We start from the raw sequence: 16613 nt of genomic DNA, 5'->3' as shown, positions 1-16613 counted from the left end.
AGATTGCTTTGGCCAGAGGGCGTTTGAGAGTGGCCCATCGCTCGAAATCCGGGGGATCAGCCCTTGGCTGGTTCAAGAGCTTCATCATGGTGCCGCTGCAGGAGGCTCTTTGGGAGCGGTCCCTCCAAATGTTCCCAAGGCAACAACTTTTCATGGGGCCAGCGCTGGTGGATCACCTCCTGCCAGGGCGGTGGTGACGGCAGCGCAGCGGGTGCGGCGGCCAGCGCGTCGCGATAGGCGGCCTTCCAGCCGCCCAGCTGCCCGTGACGGCCGCGCACGGCGGCGATCACCGGCGCCAGGCGCCGGTCACTGCGGGAGAGCAACGCCTGGATCACGCTCCAGCCGTAGCTCTCGGGCCGCAGCTCGATGCCCTTGGGTTGAAGGCGGCGGGCCAGCCGCTTGAGCCGCTTCTCCGCTTCCGGCCGCACTCCTTCCCACTGGAAGGGGGTGTGGGCCTTGGGAACGAAGGTGCTGACGCCGAGGCTGAGCCGCAGGCCCGGCGTGGCCGCCTTGATGGCGAGCAGCAGATCGGCGGTGGCTTCGATGTCGGCGTCGTCTTCCGTGGGCAGACCGGCCATGCCATAGAGCTTCAGGCCAGTGAGCCCGCCTTCCTTGGCGTAGCGGGCGGCGGCGAAGATCTCCTCGGTGGCGAGTTTCTTGTTCACCACCCGGCGCATGCGTTCGCTGCCGCTTTCGATCGCGATCGTGAGCGACTTGCTGCCCCGCTTGGCCAGGATCCGCCCCAGCTGGGGGGTCACGGTGGCGGCCCGCACCGAGCTGACGCTCACGCGCGTGCCCTCGAAGCGATCGCCATCGAGCCAGGTGAGCAGGTCGGCGAACTGCGGGTGCTGGGTGACGGAGGCCCCCAGCAGGCCCAGCCGCTGGGTGGCTGTGAGGCCCTTCTCCACGGCGGGGATGAGGCCGTCGTCGAGGGAGGGGGTGCGGAAGGGCAGGGTGAGGTAGCTGGCCAGGCAGAAGCGGCACAGCTCCGGGCAGCTGCGCACCACTTCCACCATGTGGATGGAGGGCCAGGCCGCCTCCGGGGTGATCACGGTGGAGTGGCTGAGGGTGTTGCCGCGCCAGGTCTGCTTGGCGATGGTGGCCGGCAGGCCAGGCTCGATCGGCTCCACCGCCAGCAGCTCTCCTGCTGTGCCGTAGCGAGGGGCGTACAGCGATGGCACGTAGATGCCGGGAATCTGGGCGAGTGCCCGCAGTCGCTCGGCCCGTGGCGCCTGGCGCCGGGCCTGGACGGCATCGATGAAGGCGGGCAGCAGCAGCTCGCCATCGCCCAGCAGCACTGCATCGAAGAAGGGCGCCAGCGGTTCGGGGTTGGCGGTGAGCACCGGACCGCCGCCGAACACGATCGGATCGCGCTCGCCCCGCTCCTGGCTCCAGAGCGGAATGCCCAGCTGCTCCAGCAGATCGAGCAGCACGGGGCCATCGAGCTCCCAGCTGAGCGACAGGCCGAACAGATCGAGCTGGCGGTGAGGCGGATCGCCCTGGTCGGTGAACAGGCGCCGCACATCCACATCGCTGCGGCTGGCCAGGCTGGCCCACACCACCTGGTAGCCCAGGCTGGTGATCCCCACTGAATAGGTGCTCGGAAAGGCCAGCACCGCCTTCAGCGCCCCCAGCTCCGGCACGGCGGGCTCAAACAGCAGGGTTTCCTGATTCAGGGGTGGAGGGAGGCGTTGGCCTTCATCTTGCAGGCGCGACCGGCAGGGCTGCCGTGGCCCACTGGGGAGGGAATGGACGGTCGCGGGAATCCTTGGGTTGTGCTCCTCTGGCCAGCGAATGACCGCCCCTCGCCCTGCAGGCTTGATCCAGCCGCCCGGTGAACACCTATGAGCAGTGGCTGCGGCGCTTCCTGCGCTTCCACGGCCTGCGACACCCACGGGAAATGGGCAGCTCTGAGGTGAATGCCTTCCTCGCCCATCTGGCGGTGGAACGGAAAGTGAGTGCCTCCACCCAGAACCAGGCGCTGGCGGCACTGTTGTTTCTCTACCGGGAGCTGCTGAAGCAGGATCTGGATTTCCAGCGGCGCGAACTCACGGTTCGCAACGGCAAGGGCGGCAAGGATCGCCGCAGCCTGCTGCCCAACCGTGTGGGCCAGCAGCTGCAGGACCACCTGGTGGCCGTGCGGCGGGTGCATCGCCAGGATCTCGCCGAGGGCTATGGCCGGGTGCCACTACCCCATGCTCTGGGAAGGAAGTATCCCAACGCTCCGGTGGAGTGGGGCTGGCAGTGGGTGTTTCCACAACACCACCGATGGTGCGATCCGGCCACGGGTGAGCAGGGCCGGCACCATCTCGATCCCAGCCTGATTCAGAAGGCCGTGCGGCGAGCGGTGCTTGCTGCAGGGATCCACAAGCCGGCGTCACCCCACACCTTCCGCCATTCGTTTGCCACCCATCTCCTGGAGCGGGGCCAGGACATCCGCACGATCCAGGAATTGCTGGGGCATAAGGATGTGCAGACAACCTTGATCTATACGCATGTGCTCAACCGCGGGCCCTTGGGAGTCAGCAGTCCGGCCGACCTTCTGTAACAAAATGAACTGTTTTATACGGGTCCGCCGAAAACCTGGGTCCCTTGGCTTGGAAAGCCTGGGATCATTGGTCTGGCCTGAGTTTGTGTCTCTTTGCCTTCAGTCCTTACCTCTCTTAGGCTTCACTGGGTAGGCACAGCGAGGCTTTCACTGGGTCCGCCCAATCAGCGTTAGCTGCACAGGAAAGCCGCGCTCGGTATCATCGGAGTGATGGTTGCGATCACGGATGCCGACAATCCTCAGAAGCGGCCCTTATAGGTTCTACTTCTACAGTCACGAGCCAAACGAACCTCCTCATGTTCATGTGGATAGAGATCAGGCATCATGCAAAGTCTGGCTCTCTCCAGTCGCACTTTCCTCAAGCCTTGGTTTTAAGGCCAACGAGCTTCGTGAGATTGAGCGGCTGGTCAGCATGAACAGAGCTAACCTGATGAAAGCGTGGGAGGAGTTTCATGGCTAACCCTGGAGAGCGGGTCACCGACGTTGCCTGCACAGAGGACAAGCTGACTGTCGACCTGGCTGATGGACGATCCATCTCGGTGCCTCTCGCCTGGTATCCGCGTCTTCTGCACGCCACCTCTCAGGAGCGCGTGAATTGGGAGATTGCTGGGGCTGGCTATGGAATCTATTGGCCAGATATTGATGAGGACTTAAGTGTGGAAGGTCTACTTCGTGGAGCGCCGGCGCCCCAGGTCAAGTCCCTGATCAGCTAACACCGCCATGCACCAGAGCCGCCACCGAAAGGATTGCATCTACTTCCCTAGCTCTGTGCGGCCTGGTGATGGCGAGCGTTCGGCTTACTCGCGGAAGCTGCTATAACGTGGACATGAGTGCCTCACTGACCGGTTGACAGCCGTACTACATTTCAACAACGAATCTAACCTCGATTGAATCATGCTTTGGCGGGATCAACAGCCTCTCCGACAATTCAAGGTTGACGGCAGAGGGGCCGAGTCTGGCCGTAAGAGGCAAAGAATCTATGAAGCGCTAGATGAGCAGAATCTATATGAAGTCGCGAAAGATGACGGAACGGTCATTGAGGCGTATGTAGAGATTGATCCGAAGCCACCCTCAGAGAGACAGCTTGAATATGCTGAGAAACTCGGGATTAAAGATACCCTCGCCAATGCTTCTTTTTATGAGGTCTCCAATCTTATTAATCAAGCAATTAAGAGGAATCTTGTTCATGGCGGCAGGGCCGCTGGGTTAACAGTTCCCGATGAGATCTCCTATGAGCAAGGGCGAGATTTAGAGGAGCTTCTGTGGTGCACCGATGAAGATGGAAAAGAAATCTGGCGGCATAGCAGCTTTCCTGCAGATGTTGAGATTAGAAGTGCCAGGGGCATAGGCGTAACTGACATTACTGAATATACTGGTGCAGCGATGCTCTTTGCCCGTGCGTGGGAGCATCTTGATACAGATCCTGATAAGACCAAACTTGTTGCCTGGTATATCTACAATGCTTATATCGACCTCATGTCTTCCAATGTCAGTGAATCTCTAGCACCAGATGATTCTCGTCTTCTCGTATTGGCTGAAGAGTTCTTGCAAGATGAAAAAGCCGCCAAGTCCCTTTTCCGCTCTCCCACTTATCTCCGTTTTCGGGCACAGCAAGGTGGATGGAGTGAGTCACATGCTCACGCATCTCGAACGACCTTGGCCTACAAGCAGGCTGAGATGTTAATCGGAAGAGAATTTAAGGTGTATCGGGATCGATCAGATCAAAAGCAGCCGGTAAAATCTGCAAAAAGGATTCAGGCACAGGATGCGAAGGATGGCTGCGCAGCCGTAGTGGCTCTATTCTTTATTATCCCATTGGCTGCAGCGGGTGGGCTTATTTGGGTGATTTCTGTAAGACTGTGAATACAGCGCTATGGCGTGAACAACACATTTTGGCTATTCTCATGCAACCTTTGGAAGCCGAACAAGCCCCTCGAGTGGACAGGCCTCCATTAGCATTCAGCTTCGCCTCCCCAAGCTCCTTGCCTGCCACTCAGGGGCAGCGTTAGGCATCAAGGTTGCCTAGTGAGAAAAGCATTGCGATCGACTTGTCGCTAGGCAAGGCTCCGCAGTTAGTTCAAACATCATGGACATCGTTATCGCCCTATCCTTCATCAGCATTTTAAAGGTGCTGATTATATTACCGCCTTTAGCCGTGTGGATCTCTGTCTTTCGGCAAGCCTCCGGTCGGTCGGCATGGTTTCAGCTCCCGCTTGCATTGATCGGACCCTTCATTGCCGGCTTTTTCTTCAGCGTCTTGGTGTGGCTCCCGGCCTATTCCGGTCAATGCGGAGGCTGGCTCGGTGAGACTTACCCATGTGGATTCAGGCAATATGCGATTGAAACGATGTACTGGGCCGCAATGAGCATGGCTATTCCTGCGTCTACAGGGATGCTACTTGGTGTCATTGTCCTGATTGCTGGCTTGATCAGGCGCAACAAGCCCCGCTGAAGTAAGCCCAACAACCCCATCCAGCGGACGCGGGAGGCCCGCGCCGCTGATGCGAGCGTTGGCTTTACCGTAAAGAGACATTAAGCCCTGAGAGCTTGAGTGACAAAGATAATCATGCCATGATATCAATGACGTTAGGTTGGTGCGGCTCAATGGCAAAGCAGCCTTCAGGGAAGCTCGATGAGAAGCAAGGTGATTCAAAACAAGTCGAGAAGAAACCAAGACAGCAGTCAGACTGGCCCAAACCTCGCACAGAAGATTTTCAATACCAACAGCGCCAAGACCAGCAACAGCAGTAAAGAAGGATCCCCTTAACTCAGTTTATGCAGAGTTTATATTCATGGCTAGTGTGCCAAAGAGCAATGAATCTCGATCTGAGCCTGGCGACCACTTAGAGCCATTTCTCCCATGGGTAAGTGAACTTGCCATAAGAAAGTTTGAATATGCTGATCGTGCTTTTGATACCTGCAATTCTCGAGCTGGTTCTGTTATTGGCTTTGCCGGCATTCTTACGGCAATCGCAATTCCATCTATTAAGACTCTTCCCTCAGTTATAAAAATACTATTGTTTGCTCCCTGGTTCATTTCATTCTCAGCCATGCTGTTCTTCGCATGGCAAGCATATCGCGTATCAACTCTGCAGGGGCTGCCCTTCTCACTGGCTACCATGGACCATTATGGAACACTATCTAACGTAGACGCTAGAAAACAGGCACTAACAACATTGGTGGCAGCTGCTGAGCATAATGAGAGTATCGTCAGCAAGAAGGCGGCATTATTGAACAAAGCTATCATCTGTTTTGCTATTGAGGTTTTGCTCCTAATGATGATTGTCCTAGCAACAGTGCTGTCTCCAGTTACCTGTCCGTAGAAGTGGTTTGTGACAAGCTAACATCAAGATCCAGAGGGCGGGGCTAGCATCCTTGATGACAATAATGACATTCAGCCCGCCGCTGATCTTGGGCGTTATACGGATACCATACGGTTATCTATGATTTCGTCTGCTATATTTCTCGGCATGATGACTAGGGGTATTTCCCATGGGCGCACTCGACATGACTGCTTATCCACTGCATTTAGGTCTTGGCGCAACTGCCGATGTTGAACCATTGTTCACAGGTGCAATGGATTGGTATGAGGACTACACTTCTCGGCATGCAGGGGATGGCGCTGAGGGGCGTCTCGTAAGCATGCACAAATTCAACGTGTCGTGGGCCATGTGGGAAATGCACCCGCATGGAAGCGAAGTCGTTCTATGCACGTCCGGATCAATGATCCTCCACCAAGAGGATCCTGATGGTGCCCGTTCGGCCGTAACTTTGGGCCCTGGCCAGTACGCAGTCAATGCACCTGGCATCTGGCACACGGCTGACGTGGAGCGCGAGGCAACAGCAGTGTTCATTACCGCAGGCTTGGGCACTCAACACCGGCCTCGATAAGAAGTGTCTCTTCCACGCGGCTCATATCCCATGGTTGATTCAGGCGAGCAATCAAGTGCCGTATAACATCAAGATACACCTGGCACGCCTCCCGTGGAGCTTTGATTTCTACCTGATATTCTTGTATTCAGGCGATCTTGGCGTTATGTTCCTATTGCGATCAGCGCAGTGATCTTGAAAGGCAAGGCATGATTCTTCGAATTCTGGACAAATCAAAACAGGAAGAAGTGGAAGATCTATTCACTTCTGTATTCACCTCATCAGAAGGCGAAAAGGAAGGGAGATTGATTGGCAATCTCTCTTCACAGTTGGCACATAACATCGACAATAGCGAAATCATCTGTTTCGGTGCATATGAAGGCAAAACGCTCATTGGTTCGATTTTCTTCACTCGCCTTCATTTTCGCAAGCCTATTCAGATTTTCATGCTCGCCCCGGTTGCAGTAAGCACTGAACACCAGGGAAATGGCGTTGGACAGGCACTAATCAATTACGGACTACAGGAGCTCAGAAAACGCTCTGCGAATGTTGCTGTTACATATGGCGATCCATCCTTTTATTCAAAGGTGGGATTTCAGGCGCTTTCAGAAGATGCAATTCAGGCTCCGCTAAAGCTTTCAATGCCTTTTGGCTGGCTCGGTCAATCTTTAGCGGGAGACTCAATTCCAAGTATTAATGAACGTCCCGTATGCGTTAAGGAATTCAATAACCCTGTTTATTGGTAGAGAAACGAACATGGCAATCACATGCACTCGGACAGCAAATGCGCCGCTCGTTCCTCGTTCTGCTTTTTGCTGCAGGTGATGTGGGCGTTAGGCAAGCCAATGAGGTCAGCTCAACGGAAGTGATGAGGTAACTCACAGTTGTCTTTATCCACAGACCCAAGAGTCGAACCGAAAGCCAAGCACTGAGCGCCGGAGGGGAGGCAAGGAGCAAGAGCTTCATCCTGGGGCCGATGGACCGCCGGCGTCTCAGCTGCGACCTCTATGAGGGCCAGGTCGAGGATGCGATCGGTGCCGGTCTGCTGCTCCATCAGACAAGACTGGATCAGGCGGATGGTGGTAGCCCGTTGGCGTTGACCACGTGGCCCGTTCCAGCGCGCAGGTGGCCCCATTCCTGGCGCACCTTGGCCTCCGCCGACCGCTGCGCCTGCCTGCAGGGTCCGTGCGCCAGCCACCTACGTGCGGCCAGGTGTTCGACGGGCGTCGCTACCTGGAGTAGGGAACCGACGCTGCGGGATGGGGCCCCACTGGATCCGCGACGGTGATGGCCTGGATCCCGGCTGCGGATGCTGTCCGGCGGATCTCAGCGTTCAGTCACAAGGCTCAATCGAGGCGGCAGACAGCCCATACGCTCAGGAGGTTCCAGTCGAATCGCACTGGGACATCCCTACATCTACCAGCTCGATGAAGACTCGCCTCCAACGCGCCGGTGCCCTGCTGGGTCCTGGCCTCCTGCTGTTCACGGCTTCCGCTCCGTTCCATCAGCTCGCGTCCGCCGAAACGCTGGTGCGAGCCGCGGGCCGCTGCAAGCTGGAGAGAGCGGGCAATGAGCTCTTCAACGGTCACTGCAGCTTCAAGCACAAGGCGGCCGGCGGTACCGATGCCTTTGTGGTGAAGCTTGATGACGGCACCGACTTCAACTTCTCTGGCCCCAACCCTCAGGCTCTGCAACTGCAGACCTACGCCGGGATCGTGAACGTTCGCCACAACGCCAAGCCCGACCACGATGTGTTCCTGTGGAACACAGACGGGGGAGATCATCGCCTCTTGGTGAAGCTCGACAACGTGCAGAACCCTGATGTGGATTTCGAGGACAGGCCCCAGAAGGCCACCAGCGCAACTCTGGTCGGTGTCGCGCTGGGAGGGTTGATCGGCGCTCTGATTGCCGGATCGGACAAGGGCGGCAGCAGCGAACCCGCCCGCGTGGGAGCCCCGGTGAGCGCACTGCAGCCGCTGGTGGGGGTGAAGGGCGCCAGTGCTGAGAGGGAGATGACCAGCAAGGGGTACACCTACCGCGGTGGCGACCAGATCGGCGACAGTGCCTTCACCTACTGGGAGCAGCCCCGCACCAACAGCTGCGTGGCTGTGCGTACCACCAACGGACGGTATCAGTCGATCACCTATACCGAACCCAGCAACTGCAGGTGATCGCCTGAACACTCAGGCCATTGATCGCTCTGGCCGCCGGCCCTCCGGACGGCGGCCTTGGGCTTGACCTATGACATCCAGGATGACATAGACCGCCTTCAATCCAGCCACGGAATCAATGGGAGACTCTGGAAAGGCCAATACGACCGCGAGGTGATTCCCCTGCCAGTGCAGTGCTTGGCGCGCTTATCCGATTTGCTGTCTTCAGCCTGCTGAGCGCAGCACGTCGAGCCGCATGCCAAGCGTATGTATCGGAGTCCAATTATGCCTGGGCTATCTGGCAATCTTCTTTGCCACATGGATCATCAATGGGGTCGACTACAATCGGATTGGTGAGAATGCGCTAACCACGAAGCTGTGGTATGCGTTTCCAACTCTTTTCGGATCCGCATTCCTTGTGGTTGCCATCACTGCCCTGGGATGGTGGCGCATGGTTCTGTTCGATAAAACGAAATCCGGCCCTCAGTGGGTTTGGATCCTTCCTGTCGCGATGGCGGGGGTCATTGCGCTCAACTTCCTGGGTGTGGTACCGAAACAGCCCACCTCTGAGCTTCTTGGTTGGTCACTACTCGGAGCCGTGGGAGTTGGATTCGGCGAGGAAATGATCACTCGGGGAAGCCTGATCGTGGGCCTTCGCAGTCGTGTTAGTGAGGGCAAGGTATGGCTGATCAGTTCCCTCTTGTTTTCCGCACTTCATCTTCCTAACGTCCTCTTCGGGTTTCCGCTATGGGCCATGCCTGTGCAGGTGCTGTTTACATTCATCATGGGCAGTGGCTTCTACGCCATTCGCCGCATGTCCGGCACTCTGATTCTATCGATGATTCTCCATGGGCTTTGGGACAGCGCCTTGTTCCTTAACGTCGCTGTCGGCGGAGCACCCTCCTCTATTCAATACTCCGTGTACCCCATCGCGATCATCTGCGTCATCGCAGTCCTTTGTTGGGGGCGGAATGTGCAAGCCCAGCAAGTCAGGCCATCGGCGATCAACACCATTCCGGAGTGAAAGCGAAGTAGGTTATTTAATTCTCCCCCCGAAGCGTCCGATGCATACTCCACTCGCCTCACTGGGCGCTGGCCTCCTGGCCATCAGCCTCCCCGCTGGGGGCGCCCTGGCCCAGGTGGCGATCGAGAGTCAACGGGTCACGTTTCGAGCCGGCGCCGATTCCGCCTTGCTCAAGGGCCAGCTCAAGGGCGACCAGACCGTCGACTACAAACTGCGGGCCGGCGCCGGTCAGACCCTGACGGTGGAGCTCAAGGGGTCCAATCCGCAGAACTACGTCAACGTGATGGCGGCCGGGACCGACACCGCCTTGTTTATCGGCAGCAGCTCCGGCAACCGCTTCCGTGGCCTCCTGCCCAGCGATGGCGACGTGAGGGTGAGGGTGTACCTGATGCGGCCGGCGGCGCGCCGCAACGAAACGAGCACCTACAGCCTGAAGGTGGGCATCGGCGGTGCTCCCCTCGCCCCTGTGCCCGCTTCCCGCGATGCCCTGATCCCCGGCACTCCGTACCACGCTTCGGCGGAGGTTCCTTGTGTGTCCGGGAGCAGCGGCAAGGCCACCAGATGTAAGGCCTTCGTGATCCGCAGGGCCAACAACAGTGCCACGGTGGTGGTAACGAACGCCGAGGGGCAGAAGCGTCAGTTCCTGTTCGTGAAGGGAAAGGCGGTTGCTTCGGATCAACCTGAGCGGCTGTCGGTGCAGCGTCGCGGGGATAGCTCGGTGCTCAGTCTTGGGGAGAACTTTGAACGCTATGAGATTGTCGATGCCCTGGTGGTGGGGGGCTGAGCCCTCTGCCGGCTCGATCCCATCGGTGACCGGGGCGACGGGTCGAGCCATTCCCCGCATCTTCTCTGGAGGCATCACGGGAATGCTTTCGGCAGGGCGTTGAGGGGCTTGTCGCTGACGCCACGATGCTCTATGAGGCTTGGCCGTTTGACATGACCAAAGTCACGCTTCCGGTCCACTTCTGGCAGGGAACGGATGACAAACTGGTGCCATCTGGCGTTCCATCAGCGGAGCAGGCCACTTCATTGCTACCAGCCATGCGAACGAGATTCTTGCTCAGGTGGCCAGCGATCTTGCCAACGCTCCAACCTGACACCACACAGCCGATGGCCCATCTCGATGGGCCTTGGCATTGATCGGGCCTTGATGACGCCTCGAATACCCACGATCCCTGCAGCGCCACGATCCATTCAGAAGGGCACGCCTCTGAAGCACCTGTTGGGCCAGGAGGCCATTGAGTGTCTGGCGACCAACCTGCAGATTGTTGATGCAGACTTTCCGGTTAGCCGATTCTGCGAATCCGCACGGGCAGGCATTGAGCCGTTGACCATCATGCAGCGTGGAGTGCATATCGCCAGGGCGCTTCGTGACGTCCTGCCTGGGAACTACGAGGAGGCTGTTAAGGTCCTCATGGCGTCGTTGACGCCGGAGAAGTCAGCAGCAGAAGAGATGGGGCTGGCCGGCTTCTTCTATCTTCCACACAGCTTCTTTGTTTCTGAATACGGGCAGGATGTCCAACACAGCAGCGGCAACGATCCTTTTGACACGTCGATGCTGGCTTTGCATGCCCTCACCATGCGGTTCACCTCGGAATTCGCCATCCGCACGTTTCTGATCCAGCAGCAGGCGCGCACGTTGGAGAAGGTTGATCAGTGGATCACCGACCCTAATCCGCATGTAAGGCGCCTCTGCAGCGAGGGGACGCGGCCAAGGCTCCCTTGGGGGAAGCGCATTCCTTCGTTTGTGGCCGATCCGAGGCCAACGCTGCCCATCCTTGAATCTCTGAAGAACGATTCATCGCTGTACGTCCGCCGTAGCGTTGCCAACCACCTGGGGGACATCGCCAAAGACCATCCGGAACTCGTCTTTACCACCTGTGAGCGTTGGTTGCGGGATGGTGCCTCCGCTGACCTGCAGCGGCTGATCCGGCATGCGGTTCGTTATCCCGCCAAGCAGGGAGATGCACGTGCGCTGAAGATACGTGCAGCAGCCAAGGGCAGCGCGTTGTAAGGCGCTCCACCATGGCCTGGGCCATCATCCCAGCCATGCCATCCGAGCGATGACGTTCTTCTCCTTCCTTGTTCCTCTGGTGGTTCACTACGTGCTGGTCGCGTTGCCCCTGGGCCTGGGGCTGCTGGCCTTGGCACGGACACGCCCCGGCCGCAGGCGCCAGCGTTGGATCGTGGTGGCCGGCCTGTTGGCGGTGTTGGGTGGCGCGCTCGTGCTGCTCCAGGGCAAGGCGGCTCTGATGGGTGCGCCAGACGACGGCACCTGGTTCGTGGTGGTGACGGGACTGCTGCCGATCGCCTTAGGGGGCATCAGCCTGCTGCGCTGGTCGCGGCTCTGAGCCTCCGAAGCAGCCAGGCTGGTGACATCAGGGCCAGGTGATGCCGCAGACGCTCCTTTCCACCCTCTCCCGCAGTGAACGGCTGTCGATCGCCGGCACCTACACCCTGACGCTGCTGGAGAACCTCTGCATGCTCGCCTATCCGGCCATCACCGGCTGGGCGGTGGACGGGCTGTTGAAGGGCAGCTACCGGGGCCTTTCGGCGCTGATCGCCGTGTGGCTCGTGCACCTGGTCACGGCCTTCGTGCGGCAGCGCTTCGATACCCGGGTCTTCATGGGCCTCTACGCCCGCCTCGCCGTGCTCACCGTCGCTGAGCAGAAGCACCTCGGCCACGGCACGAGCATCGTGTCGGCGCGGGTCGAGATGATGCGCGACATGGTCGGCTTCTTCGAGGCTGATGTGCCGGCGATGTTCTCCCAGGTGGTGACCGTGGTGGGCTCGCTGGTGATGCTGTTCACCTACGACCTCCAGGCGGGATTCATCGCGATGGCGGTGCTGCTGCCGATGGGGCTCGTCAACGCCTGGTACTGGCGGCGCGCCCTGCGCTTGCATCGCGGCCTCAACGACCAGATCGAGCGCGAGATCGCCGACATCGAGGCGGCGCGCCCGCTGCGTCTGCGTCGCCACTTCGGCCGTGTGCGTCGCTGGCATGTGCAGCTCTCCGACAGCGAGTCGTGGACCTGGACCGTGACGGAGCTCGCCACGATCGTGGCGCTGGTGGTGCTGCTGATCGACTTCACCCGATCGCCGGTGTTCAGCGCCGGCGCCATCTATGCCGTGCTCGCCTATGTGTTCGATTACCTCGAGGGCCTCGACAGCGCTCCGTTGATCGTGAACAACATCGCCCGGCTCCAGGACATACGGGCGCGACTGGCACGCTGAGCATCAATGGATCCCGGCATGGGCTGAAGTGATGAGGATGGGATGGCACCCCCTGTCGAGCGCTGCTGACATGACGTGGAGCGTGTCTGTTCAGCAACCTGTTCGGTTGCCCGCGATCATCGGTGTCGATGTTGCGTCATTCCATCTTTGCGGCTCAGGCTGAGGGTATGTGTGATGGTTGCGTGGTATTCAAGCCATGCCGGCACCGGCTTTTGCAAGAATCAGTCGTGAGTATCGTGGAGCAGGTTGCATGGCGAAAACTCTCAAAGCGTTCGGCTGGTTCTTTCTTGCGATCGATACGGTTGGATTGGCCTTCATGGTGCAATGGGCGCTGATGGCAAGTTCTCGAGATGGCGAGATAGCCTATGCCGTTGTCTTTCTGCTCTTCGCATTGGCATTGGTTGGCGTGGGGGGTACGGCGTTGGCGTGCAGTGCAAGACGTGGGTCAGTGCTGGGGCTCTGGTGTTCGACACTCTTTTTGGGCATTCCTCCCCTCATCGTTGCTGCTATACGCATCGGCAATTCCATCTAGCGCCTCATGGATAAGGGGGCATTTACCGTTCAGATCCGCTAAACGCGTGTGACCTCTCGTGCTTGAACTGACAGGCTGATTCTCCGTGCACCTACACCTGGCCACTCACGCTCCAGTCCTGAGGGGATCCAATCCTTTCGGTAAACGTTTCAACGGCCTGCGTTCTTCCTGCGGCTTAAGCTCAGCGGACCATCTCGACATTGGCCGCAATGACAGTCCTCGCTCGCTTCATTTACGAAGTGAAGCCGGGCCGCACCGGCGACTTTCTCGAGAAGCTGGCGCAGGCCGGTTCGCCCCGGTTCACCAGCCCTGTGATGCCACGGGCGTTCAAGCTGTTCCGCTGCTCCGTGCCAGGGCCTGACACGGAGCGCCTGATCCTTCACATCGAATACGACGACATGGCCGCCTACGGCGCCCGAACGGCTTACGAAGCCAGCAACCCGGAATGGCGGGCATTGTTCGACGCCACGCCCGATTCCCCCGAGCGCCTGCTTTCGGTGGAGCTGCTCACAGAGTTTCAGCCGCTCTGAGAGCAGGCCCCGAGCCTGCCAGCGCTCAGACCCCCGCCAGCACCTTCTCCTCCTCCTCCACGCTCACCACGCGGCCGGCGTCACTGAAGCCGTCGATCTGGTCGAAGTTGAGGTAGCGGTAGAGCTGGTCGGAGAGGGGATCGATCTTGGCCGCCGCGATCTCCAGGTATTCGGCCGGCGTGGGAATGCGGCCCAGCAGCGCGCACACGGCCGCCAGTTCGGCGCTGCCCAGATACACCTGGGCGCCGTTGCCGAGGCGGTTGTTGAAGTTGCGCGTGCTGGTGGAGAACACCGTGGTGTTGTCTTCCACCCGCGCCTGGTTGCCCATGCACAGCGAGCAGCCCGGCAGCTCCATGCGGGCGCCGGCGGTTTCGAACTTGGCGGTGTAACCCTCGGCGCGCAGCACCTCATCGTCCATGCGGGTGGGGGGGCACACCCAGAGGCGGGCGGCGCTGGTGCCGGCCCCGTCCAGCACCGTGGCGGCGGCGCGGTAGTGGCCGATGTTGGTCATGCAGGAGCCGATGAACACCTCATCGATCCGGTCGCCCGCCACCTCGCTCAGCAGCTTGACGTTGTCGGGATCGTTCGGGCAGGCCAGCACCGGTTCGGTGAGGTCATCGAGGTTGATCTCGATCACTTCGGCGTACTCGGCGTCGGCATCGGCGCTCAGCAGCTGCGGATCCGCCAGCCACGCCTCCATCGCCTGGATGCGGCGGGCCATGGTGCGGGCATCGCTGTAGCCCCTGGCGATCATGTTCTTGAGCAGCGCCACGTTGCTGCGCAGGTATTCCGCCACCGTCTCTTCCGAGAGCTTGATCGTGCAGCCGGCACAGGAGCGTTCGGCGGAGGCGTCCGTTAACTCAAACGCCTGCTCGAGCTTGAGATCCGGCAACCCTTCAATCTCAAGGATGCGGCCGGAGAACACGTTCTTCTTGCCCGCTTTCGCCACCGTGAGCAGACCCTTCTGGATCGCCACCCACGGGATCACGTTCACCACATCGCGCAGGGTCACGCCCGGCTGCAGCGAACCGCTGAAGCGCACCAGCACCGATTCGGGCATGTCGAGCGGCATGGCGCCGATCGCGGCGGCGAAGGCCACCAGGCCTGAGCCGGCCGGGAAGGAGATGCCGAGCGGGAAGCGGGTGTGGCTGTCACCGCCGGTGCCCACCGTGTCAGGAAGCAGCATGCGGTTGAGCCAGCTGTGGATGATGCCGTCGCCGGGGCGCAGCGCCACACCGCCGCGGGAGCTGATGAAATCGGGCAGTTCGGCGTGGGTCTTGAGATCCACCGGCTTCGGGTAGGCGGCGGTGTGGCAGAAGCTCTGCAGCACCAGGTCGGAGGAGAAGCCCAGGCAGGCCAGTTCCTTCATCTCGTCGCGGGTCATCGGCCCGGTGGTGTCCTGCGAGCCCACGGTGGTCATCAGCGGTTCGCAGCTGGTGCCGGGCCGCACCCCGGCCAGGCCGCAGGCCCGGCCCACCATCTTCTGGGCCAGGGTGAAGCCCTTGCCGGTGTCGGTGGGTGCCACCGGACGGATGAACAGGTCGGAGGCGGGCAGGCCCAGGCGAGCGCGCACTTTGTCGGTCAGGGAGCGGCCGATCAGCAGCGGGATGCGGCCGCCGGCGCGCACCTCATCGGTGATCGTGCTGGGCTTGAGCTCGAAGCGGGCCACGATCTCGCCGGCGCCGGCTTCACCCGCCGCGCGCTCGATCGTGCCGTCGTAGGGGCGGATCGTGATCACATCGCCGGTGTTCAGCGCCGCCACATCGCATTCGATCGGCAGGGCGCCGGAATCCTCGGCCGTGTTGAAGAAGATCGGCGCGATCTTGCCGCCCAGGATCACCCCACCGGAGCGCTTGTTGGGCACATGGGGAATGTCGGTGCCGGTGTGCCACAGCACCGAGTTGATCGCCGATTTGCGCGAGCTGCCGGTGCCCACCACATCGCCCACATAGGCCACCGGATGGCCTTTCGCCTTGAGAGCAGTGATCTGCTCGAGGCCGCCGGGTTGGCGCGTCTCCAGCATCGCCTGGGCGTGCAGGGGAATGTCGGGGCGGGTGGTGGCGTGGGTGGCCGGCGAGAGGTCGTCGGTGTTGGTTTCCCCCTCCACCTTGAACACCGTCACGGTGATCGCCTCCGCCAGCGGCGCCTTCTTGGTGAACCAGGCGGCCTCGGCCCAGCTCTCCACCACCTGCTTGGCCCACGGGTTGGTCTCCGCCAGCTCCAGCACGTCGTTGAAGGCGTCGTAGACGAGCAGGGTGCCGCTCAGCCCCGTGGCGGCCTCGGCGGCGATCGCTGCATCGGCGTGGCTCAGCAGCGTGATCAGCGCCCCCACGTTGTAGCCGCCGATCATCGTGGCCAGCAGCCGGGTGGCCGCGATCGGATCCACCAGCGGACTGGTGGCCAGCCCCTGGGCCACGGCACTCAGCCAGCCCGCCTTGACGTAGGCCGCCTCATCCACCCCCGGTGGGATCCGTTCGCTCAGCAGATCCAGCAGGAACGCCTCCTCGCCGGCGGGCGGCTGCTCCAGCAACTCGGTGAGGGCCTGGGCCTGGGGGGCCGAGAGCGGCAGCGGCGGCACGCCGAGGGCCTCACGCTCCGCAGCGGCAGTGCGGTAGGTGGCCAGCAGATCGGCGGCGGCGATGGGGGACGAAGCCATAGGAGAAGGGGTCATCCCTTGAACGTACGGGAGGCTTCCATTCTTTGCGGCCGCCGGACCGCCAACGGT

At 60.4% G+C, this 16613-nt stretch carries 17 protein-coding genes; 15 read left to right on the top strand and 2 right to left on the bottom strand.

Annotated elements, in window-relative coordinates; all coding sequences use genetic code 11:
• Positions 1–56: 56 nt before the first annotated feature.
• Positions 57–1616 (bottom strand): radical SAM protein, encoded by a 1560-nt coding sequence (locus KBZ19_RS07345; protein ID WP_255100709.1) that lies wholly within the window; start codon positions 1614–1616, stop codon positions 57–59.
• Between the two features lie 218 nt (positions 1617–1834).
• Here KBZ19_RS07345 and KBZ19_RS07340 point away from each other — a divergent pair, with 218 nt between their 5' ends.
• From KBZ19_RS07340 to KBZ19_RS07270, 15 genes are all read left to right on the top strand, one after another.
• Positions 1835–2548, top strand: coding sequence for a tyrosine-type recombinase/integrase (locus KBZ19_RS07340; protein WP_315856334.1), 714 nt, complete (start codon positions 1835–1837; stop codon positions 2546–2548).
• A gap of 226 nt (positions 2549–2774) precedes the next feature.
• On the top strand, positions 2775–3008 hold the full coding sequence (locus KBZ19_RS07335; protein WP_255100443.1) for a DUF4160 domain-containing protein: 234 nt from the start codon (positions 2775–2777) through the stop codon (positions 3006–3008).
• Positions 3001–3261 (top strand): DUF2442 domain-containing protein, encoded by a 261-nt coding sequence (locus KBZ19_RS07330; protein ID WP_255100441.1) that lies wholly within the window; start codon positions 3001–3003, stop codon positions 3259–3261. Before KBZ19_RS07335 ends, KBZ19_RS07330 begins: the two co-directional genes overlap by 8 nt.
• A 181-nt stretch (positions 3262–3442) precedes the next feature.
• Positions 3443–4411 carry a hypothetical protein gene (locus KBZ19_RS07325; protein WP_255100440.1) on the top strand — a complete coding sequence of 323 codons (969 nt, stop codon included), beginning with the start codon at positions 3443–3445 and terminating at the stop codon, positions 4409–4411.
• A gap of 223 nt (positions 4412–4634) precedes the next feature.
• A complete protein-coding gene (locus KBZ19_RS07320; RefSeq protein ID WP_255100438.1) occupies positions 4635–5000 on the top strand; it encodes a hypothetical protein in 366 nt (121 codons plus the stop codon).
• A gap of 340 nt (positions 5001–5340) precedes the next feature.
• Complete coding sequence (locus tag KBZ19_RS07315) at positions 5341–5871, top strand: hypothetical protein (RefSeq protein WP_255100436.1); 531 nt, start codon at positions 5341–5343, stop codon at positions 5869–5871.
• Between the two features lie 705 nt (positions 5872–6576).
• Positions 6577–7164: a GNAT family N-acetyltransferase gene (locus KBZ19_RS07310; protein WP_255100434.1), complete on the top strand. Its 588-nt coding sequence runs from the start codon at positions 6577–6579 to the stop codon at positions 7162–7164.
• Positions 7165–7845: 681 nt separating this feature from the next.
• A complete protein-coding gene (locus KBZ19_RS07305; protein ID WP_255100433.1) occupies positions 7846–8589 on the top strand; it encodes a hypothetical protein in 744 nt (247 codons plus the stop codon).
• 235 nt (positions 8590–8824) lie between these two features.
• Entirely contained in the window at positions 8825–9592 is a 768-nt protein-coding gene (locus KBZ19_RS07300) for a CPBP family intramembrane glutamic endopeptidase (protein WP_255100432.1), read from the top strand.
• Between the two features lie 40 nt (positions 9593–9632).
• Entirely contained in the window at positions 9633–10376 is a 744-nt protein-coding gene (locus KBZ19_RS07295; RefSeq protein WP_255100430.1) for a hypothetical protein, read from the top strand.
• A gap of 438 nt (positions 10377–10814) precedes the next feature.
• Positions 10815–11606: a DNA alkylation repair protein gene (locus KBZ19_RS07290; protein ID WP_255100429.1), complete on the top strand. Its 792-nt coding sequence runs from the start codon at positions 10815–10817 to the stop codon at positions 11604–11606.
• Positions 11607–11655: 49 nt separating this feature from the next.
• Positions 11656–11943, top strand: a complete 288-nt coding sequence (locus KBZ19_RS07285) for a hypothetical protein (protein WP_255100428.1) — start codon at positions 11656–11658, stop codon at positions 11941–11943.
• Positions 11944–11983: 40 nt separating this feature from the next.
• Positions 11984–12826, top strand: coding sequence for an ABC transporter six-transmembrane domain-containing protein (locus KBZ19_RS07280; RefSeq protein ID WP_094511230.1), 843 nt, complete (start codon positions 11984–11986; stop codon positions 12824–12826).
• Between the two features lie 250 nt (positions 12827–13076).
• A complete protein-coding gene (locus KBZ19_RS07275; RefSeq protein WP_255100427.1) occupies positions 13077–13358 on the top strand; it encodes a hypothetical protein in 282 nt (93 codons plus the stop codon).
• 209 nt (positions 13359–13567) lie between these two features.
• Positions 13568–13888 (top strand): NIPSNAP family protein, encoded by a 321-nt coding sequence (locus KBZ19_RS07270; protein WP_255100426.1) that lies wholly within the window; start codon positions 13568–13570, stop codon positions 13886–13888.
• Between the two features lie 25 nt (positions 13889–13913).
• Here the strand turns inward: KBZ19_RS07270 and acnB are convergent, their stop codons facing one another.
• Complete coding sequence (gene acnB / locus KBZ19_RS07265) at positions 13914–16544, bottom strand: bifunctional aconitate hydratase 2/2-methylisocitrate dehydratase (protein WP_255100425.1); 2631 nt, start codon at positions 16542–16544, stop codon at positions 13914–13916.
• Positions 16545–16613 lie beyond the last annotated feature (69 nt).

It is taken from the genome of Synechococcus sp. L2F, assembly GCF_024345695.1.
Lineage (GTDB): Bacteria > Cyanobacteriota > Cyanobacteriia > PCC-6307 > Cyanobiaceae > MW101C3.
The sequence above is the reverse complement of the archived record's forward strand: the minus strand, read 5'-3'. Positions and strand labels throughout refer to the sequence as shown.

What these genes read in the sequence shown, in the direction of transcription:
- KBZ19_RS07335 (WP_255100443.1), top strand. Translation starts at nt 2,775, where the DNA reads ATGCCGACAATCCTCAGAAGCGGCCCTTATAGGTTCTACTTCTACAGT.
- KBZ19_RS07330 (WP_255100441.1), top strand. Translation starts at nt 3,001, where the DNA reads ATGGCTAACCCTGGAGAGCGGGTCACCGACGTTGCCTGCACAGAGGAC.
- KBZ19_RS07325 (WP_255100440.1), top strand. Translation starts at nt 3,443, where the DNA reads ATGCTTTGGCGGGATCAACAGCCTCTCCGACAATTCAAGGTTGACGGC.
- KBZ19_RS07320 (WP_255100438.1), top strand. Translation starts at nt 4,635, where the DNA reads ATGGACATCGTTATCGCCCTATCCTTCATCAGCATTTTAAAGGTGCTG.
- KBZ19_RS07315 (WP_255100436.1), top strand. Translation starts at nt 5,341, where the DNA reads ATGGCTAGTGTGCCAAAGAGCAATGAATCTCGATCTGAGCCTGGCGAC.
- KBZ19_RS07305 (WP_255100433.1), top strand. Translation starts at nt 7,846, where the DNA reads ATGAAGACTCGCCTCCAACGCGCCGGTGCCCTGCTGGGTCCTGGCCTC.
- KBZ19_RS07300 (WP_255100432.1), top strand. Translation starts at nt 8,825, where the DNA reads ATGCCAAGCGTATGTATCGGAGTCCAATTATGCCTGGGCTATCTGGCA.
- KBZ19_RS07295 (WP_255100430.1), top strand. Translation starts at nt 9,633, where the DNA reads ATGCATACTCCACTCGCCTCACTGGGCGCTGGCCTCCTGGCCATCAGC.
- KBZ19_RS07285 (WP_255100428.1), top strand. Translation starts at nt 11,656, where the DNA reads ATGACGTTCTTCTCCTTCCTTGTTCCTCTGGTGGTTCACTACGTGCTG.
- KBZ19_RS07280 (WP_094511230.1), top strand. Translation starts at nt 11,984, where the DNA reads ATGCCGCAGACGCTCCTTTCCACCCTCTCCCGCAGTGAACGGCTGTCG.
- KBZ19_RS07275 (WP_255100427.1), top strand. Translation starts at nt 13,077, where the DNA reads ATGGCGAAAACTCTCAAAGCGTTCGGCTGGTTCTTTCTTGCGATCGAT.
- KBZ19_RS07270 (WP_255100426.1), top strand. Translation starts at nt 13,568, where the DNA reads ATGACAGTCCTCGCTCGCTTCATTTACGAAGTGAAGCCGGGCCGCACC.
- acnB (WP_255100425.1), bottom strand. Translation starts at nt 16,544, where the DNA reads ATGGCTTCGTCCCCCATCGCCGCCGCCGATCTGCTGGCCACCTACCGC.